This is a genomic window from Paracoccus bogoriensis (assembly GCF_019431455.1).
Lineage (GTDB): Bacteria > Pseudomonadota > Alphaproteobacteria > Rhodobacterales > Rhodobacteraceae > Paracoccus > Paracoccus bogoriensis.
Window position 1 is genome coordinate 14,530 of record NZ_JAHYSR010000026.1, and the last position, 15,674, is coordinate 30,203.

Annotated in this window: 15 protein-coding genes; 9 read left to right on the top strand and 6 right to left on the bottom strand. The window is 67.7% G+C overall.

Annotated elements, in window-relative coordinates; translation table 11 throughout:
- A complete protein-coding gene (locus KY389_RS12395) occupies window positions 1-1,143 on the top strand; it encodes an MFS transporter (RefSeq protein ID WP_219831307.1) in 1,143 nt (380 codons plus the stop codon).
- A 24-nt stretch (window positions 1,144-1,167) separates the two neighbouring features.
- On the opposite strand, the gene KY389_RS12400 is transcribed toward KY389_RS12395, so the two are convergent.
- The gene (locus tag KY389_RS12400; protein ID WP_219831333.1) at window positions 1,168-1,773 is read right to left on the bottom strand and encodes a thiamine phosphate synthase; all 606 of its coding nucleotides are present in this window, start codon (window positions 1,771-1,773) and stop codon (window positions 1,168-1,170) included.
- Window positions 1,774-1,842: 69 nt separating this feature from the next.
- Here KY389_RS12400 and KY389_RS12405 point away from each other — a divergent pair, with 69 nt between their 5' ends.
- Genes KY389_RS12405 through KY389_RS12415 form a run of 3 tightly spaced genes read left to right on the top strand, consistent with a single transcriptional unit; the run spans window position 1,843 to window position 5,222 of the window.
- On the top strand, window positions 1,843-2,583 hold the full coding sequence (locus KY389_RS12405; RefSeq protein WP_219831308.1) for an RNA methyltransferase: 741 nt from the start codon (window positions 1,843-1,845) through the stop codon (window positions 2,581-2,583).
- A gap of 24 nt (window positions 2,584-2,607) precedes the next feature.
- The gene (gene ctaA / locus KY389_RS12410) at window positions 2,608-3,753 is read left to right on the top strand and encodes a heme A synthase (RefSeq protein ID WP_219831309.1); all 1,146 of its coding nucleotides are present in this window, start codon (window positions 2,608-2,610) and stop codon (window positions 3,751-3,753) included.
- The gene (locus KY389_RS12415) at window positions 3,750-5,222 is read left to right on the top strand and encodes a carboxypeptidase M32 (RefSeq protein WP_219831310.1); all 1,473 of its coding nucleotides are present in this window, start codon (window positions 3,750-3,752) and stop codon (window positions 5,220-5,222) included. Before ctaA ends, KY389_RS12415 begins: the two co-directional genes overlap by 4 nt.
- A gap of 56 nt (window positions 5,223-5,278) precedes the next feature.
- On the opposite strand, the gene preA is transcribed toward KY389_RS12415, so the two are convergent.
- From preA to KY389_RS12440, 5 genes are all read right to left on the bottom strand, one after another.
- Window positions 5,279-6,577: an NAD-dependent dihydropyrimidine dehydrogenase subunit PreA gene (preA, locus tag KY389_RS12420; protein ID WP_219831311.1), complete on the bottom strand. Its 1,299-nt coding sequence runs from the start codon at window positions 6,575-6,577 to the stop codon at window positions 5,279-5,281.
- Between the two features lie 13 nt (window positions 6,578-6,590).
- Window positions 6,591-7,943, bottom strand: a complete 1,353-nt coding sequence (locus tag KY389_RS12425) for an NAD(P)-dependent oxidoreductase (protein ID WP_219831312.1) — start codon at window positions 7,941-7,943, stop codon at window positions 6,591-6,593.
- A gap of 97 nt (window positions 7,944-8,040) precedes the next feature.
- A complete protein-coding gene (locus KY389_RS12430; protein WP_219831313.1) occupies window positions 8,041-9,342 on the bottom strand; it encodes a sensor histidine kinase in 1,302 nt (433 codons plus the stop codon).
- The gene (locus KY389_RS12435; RefSeq protein ID WP_219831314.1) at window positions 9,339-10,019 is read right to left on the bottom strand and encodes a response regulator transcription factor; all 681 of its coding nucleotides are present in this window, start codon (window positions 10,017-10,019) and stop codon (window positions 9,339-9,341) included. Before KY389_RS12435 ends, KY389_RS12430 begins: the two co-directional genes overlap by 4 nt.
- A 15-nt stretch (window positions 10,020-10,034) precedes the next feature.
- Complete coding sequence (locus KY389_RS12440; protein WP_219831315.1) at window positions 10,035-10,448, bottom strand: hypothetical protein; 414 nt, start codon at window positions 10,446-10,448, stop codon at window positions 10,035-10,037.
- A 132-nt stretch (window positions 10,449-10,580) separates the two neighbouring features.
- Between KY389_RS12440 and KY389_RS12445 the strand changes: the two genes are divergently transcribed.
- The 5 genes from KY389_RS12445 to KY389_RS12465 all read left to right on the top strand — a co-directional run bounded on the left by KY389_RS12445 (window position 10,581) and on the right by KY389_RS12465 (window position 15,656).
- Complete coding sequence (locus KY389_RS12445) at window positions 10,581-11,534, top strand: PepSY-like domain-containing protein (protein ID WP_219831316.1); 954 nt, start codon at window positions 10,581-10,583, stop codon at window positions 11,532-11,534.
- Between the two features lie 203 nt (window positions 11,535-11,737).
- Entirely contained in the window at window positions 11,738-12,856 is a 1,119-nt protein-coding gene (locus tag KY389_RS12450) for an extracellular solute-binding protein (protein ID WP_219831317.1), read from the top strand.
- A 61-nt stretch (window positions 12,857-12,917) separates the two neighbouring features.
- A complete protein-coding gene (locus KY389_RS12455) occupies window positions 12,918-13,982 on the top strand; it encodes an ABC transporter ATP-binding protein (protein ID WP_219831318.1) in 1,065 nt (354 codons plus the stop codon).
- The gene (locus tag KY389_RS12460) at window positions 13,975-14,856 is read left to right on the top strand and encodes an ABC transporter permease (RefSeq protein ID WP_219831319.1); all 882 of its coding nucleotides are present in this window, start codon (window positions 13,975-13,977) and stop codon (window positions 14,854-14,856) included. The genes KY389_RS12455 and KY389_RS12460 overlap by 8 nt, the downstream gene beginning before the upstream one ends.
- Window positions 14,853-15,656 carry an ABC transporter permease gene (locus tag KY389_RS12465; protein ID WP_219831320.1) on the top strand — a complete coding sequence of 268 codons (804 nt, stop codon included), beginning with the start codon at window positions 14,853-14,855 and terminating at the stop codon, window positions 15,654-15,656. Before KY389_RS12460 ends, KY389_RS12465 begins: the two co-directional genes overlap by 4 nt.
- The last annotated feature ends 18 nt before the right edge of the window (window positions 15,657-15,674 follow it).

Here is a 15,674-nt window from a genome sequence, read left to right on the forward strand (position 1 = left end):
ATGTATCCCTGTCGCGTCGCCGTTTCGGCGCTGTTCTTCATCAACGGGCTTCTGGTGGGAAGCTGGGCGCCCAAGATCCCGGCGCTGATGGCGCGGCTTGATATTACCGAGGCCATGGCCGGTATCCTGGTCGTGATGCTGGGGGCGGGCTCGCTGTGCCTGATGCCCGCCTTCGGCGCAATGGTGGCGCGGCGCGGATCGGCGCGGGCCGTGCGGATCGCCGCCTGGGGCGCGGCGCCCGCGCTGATCTGGATTTCGGTTGCGCCAGACCTCTGGACGGTCGGCGCTGCCGTGGCGCTGTTCGGCGGGCTGATCGGCGGGATGGATGTGGCAATGAACGCCAATGCCGTCGCGGTCGAGCGGGCGCGGGGCCGGGCGATCATGTCATCCTGCCACGGGTTCTGGAGCCTTGGCGCCTTTGCCGGGGCGGGGGCGGGCGGCATGGCGATCCAGCGTTTCGGAGAGATCCCCCACGCCATCGCCGTGTCGGCCCTCTTCGCGCTGGTCCTGCTGGTGGTCCGGCGCCGGATCATCGAGGACGGCCCCGAGCCGGGCGCCGCGCGCCCGCCGCTGCGGCTGCCGCGCACGCCCTTGCCCTATCTGATCGGCGTGATGGCGCTGATGGCGATGGTCCCCGAGGGCGCGATCCTGGACTGGGCGGCGGTCTTTATGCAGCGCGAGCTGGGCGCTTCGCTGGCTGTGGCCGGCTGGGGCTTTGCGGCCTGCGCGGCGACCATGGCCGCGATGCGCTTTCTGGGCGACCTGATCCGGCGCAGGCTGGGCGCGGTCAGGACGCTGCGCCTCAGCACGCTGGCCGCGATGGCGGGGCTGGCCATGGCCGGTCTGGCGGACTCGGCGCCCTGGGCCATCGCGGGTTTCGCGCTGGCGGGGATCGGGATTGCCAACATGGTCCCCATCGCCTTTTCGGCGGCGGGCAACGTGCCGGGCCTGGCGGCGGGGATCGGCCTGTCGGTCGTCACGATGATGGGCTATTCGGGCATTCTGGTCGCGCCCGGCGCCATCGGCTTTCTGGCCGAAAGTGTCAGCTTCTCGGCCATCTATCTGGGCCTTGCCGTGCTGTTGACGATCCCGCTGGCGCTGTCGCACCTGGCTGCAACGGCCGATTTCGGCCAGCCGGACTGAGCATTCGGCACGGCCGGGGCGACCTCAGGCGCCCCAGAGCGCGGTCAGCGCCGAAAGCGGGTCGGGCTCGGACCAGATCTCGGCGCCGATGGCCACGAAATCGGTGACGGGAGACAGGTCAGCCAGCAATTCGCGGGTGATGGCGCCTTCGGCCACGACCGGAACCTCGATCATTTCGGACCACCACTGGAACAATTCCAGCCCTGCCGGTTCGCCGCGATACAGCGCCGAGGCGCCGACCGGACCGAAGCTGACGTAATCGGCCCCATGCTCGCCCGCGTTCATCCCCTCGTGGCGCGAGGCGCCGCAGAAGGCGCCGACGATGGCATCTTCGCCCAGTTCCTTACGGGCATGGCGCACGCCGCGGGCGCCGTCGGTCAGATGCACCCCGTCCAGCCCGTGCCGCTGTGCCAGCTTGATGTGGTCGTCGATCACCACGGCCACGTCGCGGGCATGGGCGATTTCCCGCGCCAGATCGGCCAGGCGGCCCAGCTCGTCCTCTTCGGCGCCGGCGCGGATGCGCAGGCAGGCGGGGGGAAAGCGGTCCATCACCTCGGCCAGAAGCGGCCCGAGCGCCGAGGCCTGGGCGCCGGCGGGGGTCATCAGATAAAGCTGCGGGGCATCACTCATGCGCGCGTCTCCTTTCTGTCGCAGATAGCGCAGCTTGCCGCCTGCCGCCAGACGGACTATTGCGCGGACATGCAGACTGATCGTCACCCCGTCATGATCCTTGTCCGCCCCCAGATGGGCGAAAATATCGGTGCGGCCGCCCGCGCGATGCTGAATTTCGGCCTGACCGAAATGCGGCTGGTCGCGCCGCGCGACGGCTGGCCAAACCCCAGGGCCGTCGCCATGGCCTCGGGCGCGGCGGGTCGCGTGCTGGATCGGGCCAGGGTCTATCCGACGCTGGCGGCCGCGATGGAGGGCATCGAATATGCCTATGCCACCACCGCGCGCGGGCGCGAGCTGACCAAGCCCGTCCTGAACCCCCAGGACGCGATGGCCGAGACCCGCTCCCGTCCGGGCCGCAGCGCGATCATCTTCGGCCCCGAACGGACCGGGCTGGAAAATGACGACATCGCGCGCGCCAATGCCATCGTGACCGTGCCGGTGAACCCCGATTTTCCGTCGATCAACCTGGCGCAGGCCGTGCTGCTGATGGGCTACGAATACGGCCGCGAGATCCTGCCCCCCGAGCCTGCCCCCCATGCCGGTCGCGAGGATGCCGAGGCGATGGCCGACCGGCTGGAGATCGAGCATCTGGCAGATCATTACGAAGAGCGCCTGACCCAGGCCGGGTTTTTCTTTCCCGAGACCAAGGCGGCTTCCATGCGGTTGAACCTGCGCAACATGTGGTCGCGCCTGGCCCTGACGCGCGGCGATGTGCGCATCCTGCACGGCATCCTGCGCCAGTTGACCCGCCGCTCCGGCGGCCAGTAACCTCAGCCCGAAAGGAGCCAAGCCATGGCCAAGCGCCCTGTCTTTCAGGAAGTCTCGGACCCGGCAGCGTCCCGCCCCGCCACGACCACCGGCATGATCGACGCAAGGCCCCGCGGGGCACGGCGCGCGATCCGGGCCTGGCTCTGCGTGCTGTTCCTGTTGGTCCTTGCCATGATCGTGGTCGGCGGCGCCACGCGGCTGACCGGCTCGGGCCTGTCGATCACGGTCTGGGCGCCCGTGACCGGCGCCATCCCGCCCCTGAACGCCGCAGACTGGCAGCGCGAATTCGACCTCTACCGCCAGATCCCGCAATATCAGGAACTGAACCGCGGCATGTCGCTGTCGGAATTCCAGTTCATCTACTGGTGGGAATGGGGCCACCGGCAACTGGGCCGGGTGGTCGGGCTGGTCTGGGGGCTGGGCTTCCTGTTCTTCTGGGCGACATCGCGCATTCCGGCGGGCTGGACGCCGCGCCTTCTGGGGCTGGGCGCGCTTGGCGGGCTACAGGGTGCGATCGGCTGGTGGATGGTCAGTTCCGGCCTGAACGAGGGGATGCTGCGCGTGGCCTCTTACCGGCTGGCCACGCATCTGGGCATCGCCTTCCTGATCCTGGGCCTCATCGCCTGGTATGTGATGCAACTTTCACGGAGCGAGGCCGAATTGCTGCGCGCCCGCCGGGCGGGCGAGGCGCGGCTTTTCGGCATCTCGACGGGGCTCTTGCACCTGACCTTCGTGCAGATCATCCTGGGCGCGCTGGTCGCGGGGATCGACGCGGGGCGCATGTATACGGGCTGGCCCAGGATGGGCGGCGAATGGATTCCCGAGGCGATCTGGGATCCGATGATCGGCTGGCGCAATTTCTTCGAGAACCCCGCGCTGGTCCAGTTCATCCACCGCATGACCGGCTATCTGCTGGCGATTCTGGCGGTCGTCGTCTGGATCAGGTCGCGGCGTTCGCCCCATCCGGCGACGCGCGGGGCCTTCAGCCTGATGATCGTCGCCATGGCGGCACAGATCGGGCTGGGCATCCTGAACGTCATCCATGCCTCGCCGCTCTATCTGGCGCTGACGCATCAATTCGGCGCGGTCGTGCTGTTCGTCGCGATCCTGCGGGCGCGCCACCATGCGCGCTATCCTTTTGAAACCTCGATCCGGGGGGCAGGGGCATGAGCGCACTCGACCATCTGATGGCCTTTCAGCGCCAGACCGAGGCGCTGTCCTCGGTGGCCGAACGGCTGGGCTGGGATCAGGAGACCGTGATGCCGCGCGGCGCCGTCGAGCAGCGGGCCGAGGAGATGGCGGCGATGGAATCGGTGCTGCATGAACGCCGCACCGATCCGCGCATCGGCGAATGGCTGGACGCCGCCCGCCCCCGGACCCAGACCGAGGCGCGCGCAATGGAACTGATCGCCCGCGATTTCCGCCGCGCCAGCCGCATTCCGGCGCGTCTGGCCGAGGAACTGGCGCGCACCACCTCGCTGGCGCAGGCTATCTGGGCCGAGGCCCGCGCCAAGGATGCGCCGCAGGATTTCCTGCCGACGCTGGACAATGTGCTGATGCTGAAGCGCGAAGAGGCCGCAGCCCTGGCCGAGGGCGGGGATCTCTACGATGCGCTTCTGGACGATTACGAACCGGGCATGACCGGCGCGGCCATAGCCAGCCTGTTCGAGGCGATGCGCCCGCGCCTTGTCGCGCTGCGCGACGCTGTGCTGGGCGCGGACCGCCAGCCGCAGCCCCTGACCGGGCACTTTCCGCAGGAAACCCAGCTCCGCCTGGCCCGCGCCTGCGCGACGGCCTTCGGCTATGACTGGGCGCGCGGCCGGATCGATCTTGCCGTCCATCCTTTCAGTTCGGGCCGCTGGCAGGATAGCCGCATCACGACGCGGGTGGTCGAGACCGATCCCTTCAACTGCCTCTATTCGACCATCCACGAGGTCGGCCATTCCGGCTATGAACTGGGCATCGACCCCGATTATGCCTTCACACCGCTGGGCCGCGGCGTGTCGATGGGCGTCCACGAAAGCCAGAGCCGCATCTACGAAAACCAGATGGGCCGCAGCCGCGCCTTTACCGGCTGGCTGTTCGAGCGCATGTCCGACGCCTTTGGCGGGCTGAACATCGCCGATGCGGACGCCTTCTACGCGACCGTGAACCGCGTCACCCCCGGCTTTATCCGGACCGAGGCCGACGAGGTGCAATACAACCTGCACATCATGATGCGCTTCGATCTTGAACGCGACCTGATCGCAGGGCGCCTGGATGTGCGCGACCTGCCCGAGGCATGGGACACGCGCTTCCGGGACGATTTCGGGGTGGCGGTGGACCGCCCCGCCCATGGCGTGATGCAGGATGTCCACTGGGCCGTGGGACTTTTCGGCTATTTCCCGACCTATGCGCTTGGCAATGTCTATGCCGGCTGTCTTAACGAGGCGCTGCGCGCGGCCGTTCCCGACCTGGACGCCTCGCTGGCGCGCGGCGATGCGACGCCGGGCACGGAATGGCTGCGCGAAAACCTGCAACGCCATGGCGGCCTGATGAAGCCTGCGCGCCTGATCGAACAGGCCTCGGGCAGCGGGATCGGCCCCGAGCCGCTGCTGACCTATCTCGAACAGAAATTCGGCTGCATCTACGGCCTGTAGCAAGGGCTCTGGCCGGGACTGAGGGGGCGGAGCCCCGCCCCCTGGCATGTCGCGGATCACTCGGCGGCGCGGGCCATCGGGTTGTTCGGATGGGTCGTCCAGTTCGCATAGGTGCCGCGCGGGATGCCGGTGCGCTTGTCGATCTCGCCGATTTCCAGTTCGCGCATGGTGATGCAGTTCTCGACCGGGCAGACATCGACGCAGAGGTTGCAGGCGACGCATTCTTCCTCGATCACCTCGAAGACGCGGCCGGGCTTCATCGCGATGGCCTGGTGGCTGGTATCCTCGCAGGCGGCGTAGCAGCGCCCGCAGCCGATGCAGGCATCCTGGTCGATCACCGCCTTGGTGACATAGTTCAGGTTCAGATCCTGCCAGTCGCACACGTTCGGCACCGCGCGGCCGATCAGGTCGGGCAGGGTCATGTCGTGGCCGTCCAGATAATCCGAAAGCCCCGAGATCATTTCCTGCACGACCTTGAAGCCGTAGGTCATCGCCGCCGTGCAGACCTGAACATTGCCTGCCCCAAGCGCCATGAACTCGGCCGCGTCGCGCCAGGTGGTGACGCCGCCGATGCCGCTGATGGGCAGGCCTGCGGTCGCCGGGTTGCGCGCGATCTCGGCCACCATGTTCAACGCGATGGGCTTGACCGCCGGGCCGCAATAGCCGCCATGGCTGCCTTTGCCGTCGATGGTCGGTTGCGGCGCAAAGAGGTCCAGATCGACCGAAGTGATCGAGTTGATGGTGTTGATCAGACTGACCGCATCGGCGCCACCGCGTCTCGCAGCCTCGGCCGGTTTTCTCACATCGGTGATGTTGGGCGTCAGCTTCACGATGCAGGGCATTCGCGAATGCTTCTTGACCCACCGCGTGACCATCTCGATATATTCCGGCACCTGGCCGACGGCGCTGCCCATGCCGCGTTCGGCCATGCCATGCGGGCAGCCGAAGTTCAGTTCGACCCCATCGGCCTCGGTGTCCTCGATCCGATGCAGGATGTCGCGCCAACTCTCTTCGTCGCAGGGCACCATCAGGCTGATGACAAGCGCCCGGTCGGGATAGTCGCGCTTGACCGACTTGATCTCGCGCAGGTTCACCTCGAGCGGGCGGTCGGTGATCAGTTCGATGTTGTTGATGCCCAGAACCCGCCGGTCGGCGCCGTGGATCACGCCATAGCGGGGGCCGTTGACGTTGACGACGGGCGGCCCTTCGGAGCCGAGCGTCTTCCAGACGACCCCGCCCCAGCCCGCCTCATAGGCGCGGCGGACGTTGTATTCCTTGTCCGTGGGCGGGGCCGAGGCCAGCCAGAAGGGATTGGGTGACTTGATGCCGATGAAAGTGCTGCGCAGATCCGCCATGATGTGATCCTCTCTATGCGCTGTCGCCGGCGCGGCCGGACAGCCGAGCGTCGATGTCTTCGGCCGCGTCGCGGCCCTGGGCCACGGCGGTCACGGTCAGATCGTCGCCGCCCAAGGCGCAATCGCCCCCCGCCCAGACACCGGGGATCGAGGTCCGGCCAGGCCCTTCGACGGCGATCTTGCCGCCCTCCAGCGCCAGGCCTTCGGGCGTGCCCTCAAGGCGCTGACCGATGGCGCGAAACACCTGATCGGCCTTCAGCCGGAATCGCTGATCCGTCAGGACCAGGCCCGCGGGCCCGTCCTCGGTATAGGCGAATTCGATTTCGGCCACGGCGCCGTTGCCATGCAGGGCGACGGGAGCGGCGTTGCAGATGATCCGCACGCCGCTGGCCGTGGCGTGGTCCTGTTCATGGCGGCTGGCCGACATGCGGTCCTGCCCCCGGCGATAGACGATGGTGACATTCTCGGCGCCCAGCAGGCGGGCCTGCACGGCGGCGTCCACCGCGGTCATGCCGCCGCCGATCACTACCACGTCGCGGCCCACGGGCAGGGTGGTCAGGTCGCGGCTTTGCCGCAGGTCGCGGATGAAGCTGACGGCGTCCAGCACATGCTGGCGGTCCTCGCCCTCGGCGCGCAGGGCGTTGACACCGCCCAGACCCATCCCCAGGAATACCGCGTCATATTCGGCGCGCAGGCCGTCCAGCGTGATGTCCTGCCCAAGGCGCTGGCCGTGCCGGATCTCGATCCCGCCGATCTTCAGAAGCCAGGCCACCTCGGCCTGGGCGAAATCGTCCACGGCCTTGTAGCTGGCAATGCCATATTCGTTCAGCCCGCCCGGTTTCTCGCGCGCCTCGAAGATCACCACGTCATGGCCCTTCATCGCCAGGCGATGCGCGCAGGCAAGGCCTGCCGGCCCGGCCCCGACAACGGCCACACGGCGGCCCGTCGGTGTCGAGCGGGCGAAGGGATGCACGCCCTTGGCCATCAACCCGTCGGTCGCATAACGCTGAAGCGCGCCGATCTGGACAGGCTTGCCCTCGGCGATCTCGCGCACGCAGGCGCCTTCGCAGAGGTTCTCGGTCGGGCAGACCCGGGCGCACATGCCGCCAAAGATATTGGCTTCTAGGATCGTCCGCGCCGCAGCATCCGGCGTGCCGGTGGCGATCTGGCGGATGAACAGCGGAATGTCGATCGAGGTCGGGCAGGCCGTGACGCAGGGCGCGTCATGGCAGAAATAACAGCGGTCCGCGGCGACCTGAGCCTCGTGGCGGTCCAGAGGAGGTGCGACATCACGGAAATTCGCGGCCAGCGCATCGGCCGTCAGCCGCCCCGGCACGACGCCGGGCGACAATCTTGCTTGGGACATTTGCGTCTCCTGGCTTCCCTGTTGGTGGAATCAGGCTGACACAGGTCATATTTTTTATCAAATGGTAAAATAATCGCGGCGCGACATTGCGGAAATTTCAGGCAGGCAGATCCAGTGTCGCGGCAAGCCCGCCCCATGCGCTGCACCCCAGGTCCAGCGATCCGCCGTGCAGCGCCGCCAGATCGGCCACGATCGCCAGACCCAGACCCGCGCCGGGCGGCCCCTGTTCATCCAGCCGCGCCCCCCGCACCAGTGCATGAGGCGCGCGGTCGGGCGCCATGCCCGGCCCGTCATCCTCGATCCGCAGGCGCAGGCGGTCGCCTTGCCGCGCGGCGTGGATGCCGATGCGCGATGCGCCCCATTTCACCGCGTTTTCCGCGAGATTTCCGATCATTTCTTCCAGATCCTGGCGTTCGCCGGCAAAGGCCAGATCGGGCGGGCAGGTCACGGTGGCGGTCATGCCCTTGTCGGCCATGGGCCAGCGCAGCACCAGCAGGATGTCGTCGATCACCGGCGCGACGGGGCTGCGCTGGCCCAGCAGGCCCGGCCCGGCCTGTCGCGCCCGGCGCAGGTGCCAGCCGATCAGCCGATCCATCCGCGCCAGCAGCGCCTGACCGGCATGATTCTGGGGCAATTCGTTCGACAGCGCGCTCAGAGGCGTTTTCAGCGAATGGGCCAGGTTGCCCAGATGTTGTCGCGAGCGCGCCAGAAGGGCAGTGTTCTGGTCGAGGGCTGCGTTGATCTCGGCGGCAAGGGGGCGTAGTTCGCGGACATCGGGCAAGGCCAGCCGCTCGGCTCGGCCCGCGCGCACCCTGGTCAGATCGTCGCGCAACCGGTCCAGGCTGCGCAACCCCGCGGTCACCTGGACCAGCGTCGCGATCCCCAGCCCCAGCCAAAGCGCAGCCAGCGCCAGCGCCAGAGGCCGCACGATCTGCGCCAGGCTTGCCCGGATCTCTGACACAGGGGCGGTCACGGTCACGGTGATCGGCGCGTCGCTGCCGGGGATGCCGAAGCTGCGGCGCATCACGCGCAGCGGTGCGCCATCGGCCCCAAGACCGGGCGCGCCGGTCGCCTCGTCAGTGGGGCCCTCCAGCCGCCCGTCCAGAAGCGAGGCCGACCGAGCCACCGCCACGCCGCCCGCATCGACCTGCCAATACCACCCCGAGAGCGGCAGCGAAAAGCGCGCATCCCATGGCGTGCCGTTCAGGGTGATGCGGCCGGCCGCGTCGGTCTCGATCCGGGCGGTCAGGCTGTCTGCCGCTGCGGCGGCCTCGGCGTCGAAACGGTCCGTGATGAAGTCGCGCAGCAGATGCGCGATCATCACGAAGGCCGCCAGCAGCGCCACCGTCAGCCAGACCGCGCCCAGAACCAGCAGCCGGCCCCGGATCGAACGGATCATGCAAGCCCCGTCCCGACCGGGTCGGAATGCAGCACGTAGCCCTCGCCGCGCCGGGTCTGGATCACGCCATCGCCGATCTTGCGGCGCAGGCGGCCGATCACAACCTCGATGGATTTGAAGTCGCGGTCGGAATCGGCCTCGTAGAGATGGTCCGACAATTCGGTCCGGCTGACGATGCGGTTCTGATGGTGCATCAGATAGGTCAGGATACGCGCCTCGAAGGGCGTGAGGCGCAAGGCCACACCGTCGCGCGTGATGACCCCAAGCTGCGCGTCGAGGACCAGCGCCCCCGCCCGGATCACCGGCCGGGCATGGCCGGCTGCGCGCCGGATCAGGGTCTGGGCGCGCAGGACGATTTCGTCCAGGCGAAAAGGCTTGACCGCGTAATCGTCGGCCCCGGCACGAAAACCTGCAACCTTGTCGGTCCAGTCGCCTCGCGCGGTCAGGATCAGGACCGGCATGGCGATACCCTGGTCGCGCCAGCGGGTCAGCACCTCCAGCCCCGAAAGGCCCGGCAGGCCCAGATCGAGGATCGCCACGTCATAGCTTTCGGTCGCGCCCAGAAACTCGCCCTCGGTTCCGTCGGCGGCGCGGTCGGTCACGAAGCCCGCGCCCGCCATCGCTTCGGCCAGCTGGGCAGAGAGGGTCGGGTCATCTTCGACGATCAGGGCGCGCATCGGTTTGTCCTTTGCTCAGTCGGCGTTGGGGGCAGGGGGACGGCGGGCCTGCATCTGACCCCGGCCGGTCACGTCCAGAAACCGGCCATCGCGTGCATCCATGCGGATGTCCAGCGCCATGCGGCCGGGCGTCAGCAGGCGGAAGTGATAGACAAGATCGGCGCCAAGCGCACGCTCTTCGGGTGTCGGGGGCAGGGTCCGTGCCGCAATCAGCCTGCCGTCATAGCGCGCGGCGGCGCGCGCGGCCGCCTCGTGCAGGGGCATCGGGCGGAAAGCATCGGTCCAGGCATCCGCCGCGGGGTCGTCGCTCCAGGCATCGGCCTGTTCTGCGGCAGGGCCGGGCGTGCCGGACCAGACCGCCTGCGCCGACGCGGGCAGGGGCGTCCAAAGCAGGGCCGTCAGCATCAGGGGCAGAATCGGGCGGGTCATGGCGCCATCATCGCCGATTGCGTGGAAACGAAAACCAAATGACGCGTTTTCATCCCATTCGGAAACCAGTCGCCAGACCGGGCTTGTCAGGGGCCGGATCGATTCGGCCCATCACCACAAAGGACTACAGGAATGACGATGAAACCTTTCGCCCTGGCCACCGCGATGGCCGCCCTTCTGGCCGCAGGCCCGGCGCTGTCGCAGGATCTGCCGCCGCTGCTTCAAGGGCTGGACCTGGGCCGCCTCAGCGTCGAGACGAAACGCGACGGGCAGCGCGAATATGAAGGTCGCCTGCCCGACGGCACGGAAATCGAGGCACGGTTCGACCTTGCGGGCAACCTGGTCAAGCTTGAGGCCGATGACGGCAGCCTGCCCGCTGCCCTGGTCGAGGCCGCGCTGCCCGCGCCTGTTCGTGCCCATTCCGGCATGGCGTTTCTGGCCCGCGTGACCGAAATCAAGTTCGATCCCCGCCATCTGGAGATCGAGGGCCGCGATGCCGATGGCATCGAGATGAAGCTGCGGTTCGATCCTTCCTCGGCCCGTCTGATCGGTGCCGAGATCAAGCATGGTGCCCTGCCGCAGGCGCTTGTGGACGAGATCCTGCCTCCTGCCGTGCGCAATGCGGAAATCTTCGGCACCTTTGCCAGTCTGGGCAGCATCCGGGCCGAGGGCGACAGCTACGGTCTGCGGGGCCGCGACGGGTCGGGCGCGCGGATGCGGGCGCAGCTGGATGCCTCGGGCGCGGTTCTGCGCTTTCGCGGTGACGACGATGACGGCAATCCCCGTGCCCGGATGCATGACCGCATGAAAGAGCGGATGGAGCGGCGCGGCGACGAGGGTAGCCGCCGCGCGGGCGAGCATCGCGCCCCGATGGGCGGCCCGGCTGCTCCGATGATGGGCGGGGCAGCGGCGCCGATCGACACGGTAGCCATCAATCGGCGCCTGTCTGAGGCAGGCTATGGCGACTTTGGCCTCTTGCAGCAACGCGGCCCGCGTCTGTCGCTTCAGGCAACCAATCCCGATGGCGAGCCGGTGACGCTGGAACTGGACCCGACCGGAGAAATCCTGCGCGAGACCGCGCGCTGAGCCAAACCGCATCGCAAGCCAGCCAGGGGCCGCGTTTTCGCGGCCCTTTCGCTTTTGCGCGACGGATCAGCGAATTGCAGGCCTTGCGAAAACGGATTGACGGGCTAGCATCGTGCCGGACCGGCTGCGGCCTGCACTGTCACGCAAGTGTCGCGGGGCGGCGCTAGACAGCGGGACTGACCACAGACAGGAGGGTTCTTTCCATGAATCGCATGAATCGTCGCAGCCTCTTGCGGGGTGCCGCCGCGACGGCCGGTGTCACCCTGGCCTCGCCCTATCTGGCGCGGCGCGCCATGGCGCAGGGTGCGGGCACGGTGAATATCTTCGCTTGGGCCGGCTATCTGAACGACGAGATCCTTGGCGCCTTCACCGAGGCCACCGGGATCACCACGAACTACACCCCCTATGGCACGAATGACGAACTGCTGAACCAGCTGCGCGCGAATAACGGCGCTGGCTTCGACCTGATCTGGCCGACCGTGGACCGCGTGCCGAACTATGTCGAATTCGGCCTGGTCCAGCCCATCGACGAATCGCGCATCGAGGTGGACCGCGTCCTGCCGAGCGCGTGGGAGAACTCGGTCAATCTGGGCGCCGTGGTGAACGGGGCGCGCTATCAGGTGCCGACCGACTGGGGCACCGAGGCCCTGGCCTTCGACCGCGAGCAGAACCCGCTGGAATACGGCACCGCCTCCTATGGCGATCTGTGGGCCGAGGGCGCGCAGGCAACCGTGCGCGGCCATTCCTCGCTGGTGGGCCTGGGCCTCTGGCTGGAGGCCGAAGGCCGTCTGCCCCGTCCGCTGCTGGATGCCTTCACCGATCCCGATGCGCAGGTCGAGATCTTCGACGTGATCCTGGCCGAGGCCATCGCCCGCAAGGGCAGCATCATCCAGTTCTGGTCGAACGAGAACGAGGCGCAGGCCGCCTTCCGGGTCAACGGCGCCACGATCGGCCAGACCTGGGACAGCAGCGCCGCAGGTCTTGCGCGCGAGGGGCTGCCCATCGGCTTCATCGCGCCGCGCGAAGGCGCGCTGGCCTGGATGGAAGGCCTGTCGATCCCCTCGGGTGCCGAAAACCTGGATGAGGCCTATGCCTTCATCAACTGGTTCCTGACGCCGGAAGCTGGCGCGATGTATACCAACGCGACCTCGATCAACTCGACCGCGGTGGGTTCCGACCAGCTGATCTCGGACGAGGCCAAGGCGTTCTTTGCCGCTGCCTATCCGGGCGATGCGCTCGAAAAGCTGTGGTGGTGGCCGATCCAGGAAAGCTGGTATATTACCAAGCGCAACGAATATCAGGACCGCTTCCTGTCGGCCTGATCCCTGACAGCAAACACGACCGGGGCGGCGCAGGCCGCCCCCTTCACATGCAGGAGAGCCCATGTCCCATTCGGTCGAGCTTGCCCAGATCGGCATGACCTTCGGCACGACCCGCGCGGTCAGCGATGTCAGCTTCAAGGTGGAACAGGGCGAGTTCTTCTCGATCCTCGGGCCTTCGGGTTGCGGCAAGACGACAATCCTGCGGATGATCGCGGGCTTCACCGAGCCGACCGAGGGCCGGGTGCTGATCGGCGGGCGCGACATGAAGGGCCTGGGCCCCAATCAGCGCCCGACCGCGATGATCTTCCAGTCGCTGGCGCTCTTTCCGCTGATGCCGGTCTGGGAAAACATCGCCTTTGGGCTCGAGGCGCGCGGCGTCGGCAAGGCAGAACGGCGCCGCAAGGCCGACGAGCTTCTGCGCCTGATCGCGCTGGAGGGTTACGGCGACCGGATGCCGGGCGAATTGTCGGGCGGCCAGCGCCAGCGCGTGGCCATCGCCCGCGCGCTTGCGGTCGAACCGGGCGTCCTGCTGCTGGACGAGCCCCTGTCCGCGCTGGACCTCAAGCTGCGCCAGCACATGCGGGCCGAGTTGCGCGCGCTGCAGAAACGCACCGGCGTCACCTTCATCTATATCACGCATGACCAATCCGAGGCCCTGGCCATGTCCGACCGCGTGGCCGTGATGTCGGCGGGCCTCTTGCAGCAGGTCGCCACCCCGCGCGAGCTTTACGACAACCCCGCCACCGCCTTTGTCGCCCGCTTCGTGGGCGAGACGAACGCGATTTCGGGCCGTATTTCGGATGTGCAGGACGGGCGCGCGCGGATCGACACGGCGCTTGGCATCCTGACGGGCCGGGCGGGGCAGGGCGCCCGCACCGGCGCGCAGGGCACGATCTATATCCGCCCCGAGGCGCTGATGCCCGGCGATCCGGTCAATGCCCTGGATGCCCGGATCGAACGTGTGGATTTCGAGGGCGCCTTTGCTCTGGTCCATGGCCGCTTTGCCGATGGCGCGGCGCTTGCGGCCTCGGTCCCCTCGACCCGGCTTGCCGAGGCCCCCGCACCGGGCGCCGAGACGCGCTTCGGCTTTGCCCCCGAACATGCGGTGGTGCTGGGCGATGCGTGATCTCTACGGCCGCTTCGGTCCCTGGCTTGCGACCGTCTTCCTGTCGCTGGTTTTCATCTGGCTGGCGGGGATGGTGCTGGCGCCGAACCTGATGATGATCGACTATGCGCTGCGCCCGAACCTGCCACCCGCCGCGATCGGTGGGCCGGATGACAGCTATTCGCTGGACAACATCCTCTATCTGGCGGGCGAGCCGACGCATCGCGCGATCTTCCTCAAGACGATCTGGGCCAGTGCGCTTGTGGCTCTGGTGACGTTTCTCGTCTGCTATCCGGTCGCTTACTGGATGGCACAACATGCGACGACCGGGCAGCTTTCGCTTGCGCTGCTGCTGATCATCATTCCCTTCTTCATCAACGAAGTCCTGCGGACGCTGGCCTGGTTCATCATCCTGGCCTATCGCGGGCCGCTGAACGCGGTGCTGACCAATCTGGGGCTGATCGACGCGCCAATCCGCTGGCAGGGCGATGGCGGCGTGCTGGCGGCGATGGTCTATGCCTATATCCTGTTCATGCTGTTGCCGATCTACAACGCCATCGAATCGCTGGAAAAAGCGCAGATCGAGGCTGCGCGCGACCTGGGCGCCTCGTCCTGGCGCATCCATACCCGCGTGGTGATCCCCCATGCCAAGGCGGGGATCGCCACGGGCTTCGTCTTCACCTTCATGCTGGCGGCGGGCAGCTATGTCGCGCCCGCTTTGCTGGGCAGTCCCGGCAGCCGCTGGTTCACCGAGATCATCTACAACTGGTTCTTCGAGGGCGGCGACTGGAACCGCGGCGCGGCCTATGCGCTGGTGCTGCTTGTGCTCTGCCTTGCCGTCGTTCTGATCACGCTGCGGATCGCGCGCGTCAATCTGGCGGATGTCGCGAAATGAGCGTGGCAGACCGGATCTTCAGGGGGCTGTTCGTCCTCTATCTCGCGGCCTTTGCGCTGTATCTCTTTGCGCCGCTGATCATCATGAGTGCGGCAGCCTTCAACGAAAGCCGCTTTCCGACCGTGATCCCGTGGCAGGGCACCACGACCGACTGGTTCGGCGCGATGTCGGCCGACCGCGCAATGTGGCGATCGCTGTGGACCTCGGTTCTGGTGGCGGCTTGCGTGGTGATCGTGGTGGTGCCGGTGGGGACGGCGGCGGCCCTGGTGCTGACCTCGCTTCATGCGCGGGCGCGCAGCTTCGCCTATGCGGTCATGGTCTCGCCCCTGCTGACGCCGGGCGTCGTCATCGGGATCTCGACGCTGATCCTGTGGCGCCAGCTTGGCGTGGGCGGAGGCGTGTTTCTGATCGTGCTGGCGCAATCGACCTTTATCATCTGCTACGTCATGCTGATGGTAACGGCGCGTCTGCAACGCTTCGACCGCACGCAGGAAGAGGCCGCGCTTGGCCTTGGCGCCTCGCGCGGGATGGTGTTCCGGCGCGTGACCCTGCCTTTCCTCAAACCCGCGCTGCTGGCTTCGGGCGGCCTGGCGGTGCTGCAATCCATCGAGAACTACAACACGACGCTGTTCGTGCGTGGCTTCGAGACGCCGCTGACCGTGTTCATCGCCACCAAGGTCCGCACCGGGCTGACGCCCGCCGTGAACGCACTGGCGCTGGTCATCATCGTTGCGACCGTGCTGGGCGCCATCGCCTATGAGGTTGCCCGCCGTCGTCAGGCCGCCCGTCCGCGCGCCTGAAGGCTTGCCCGGCGGCGC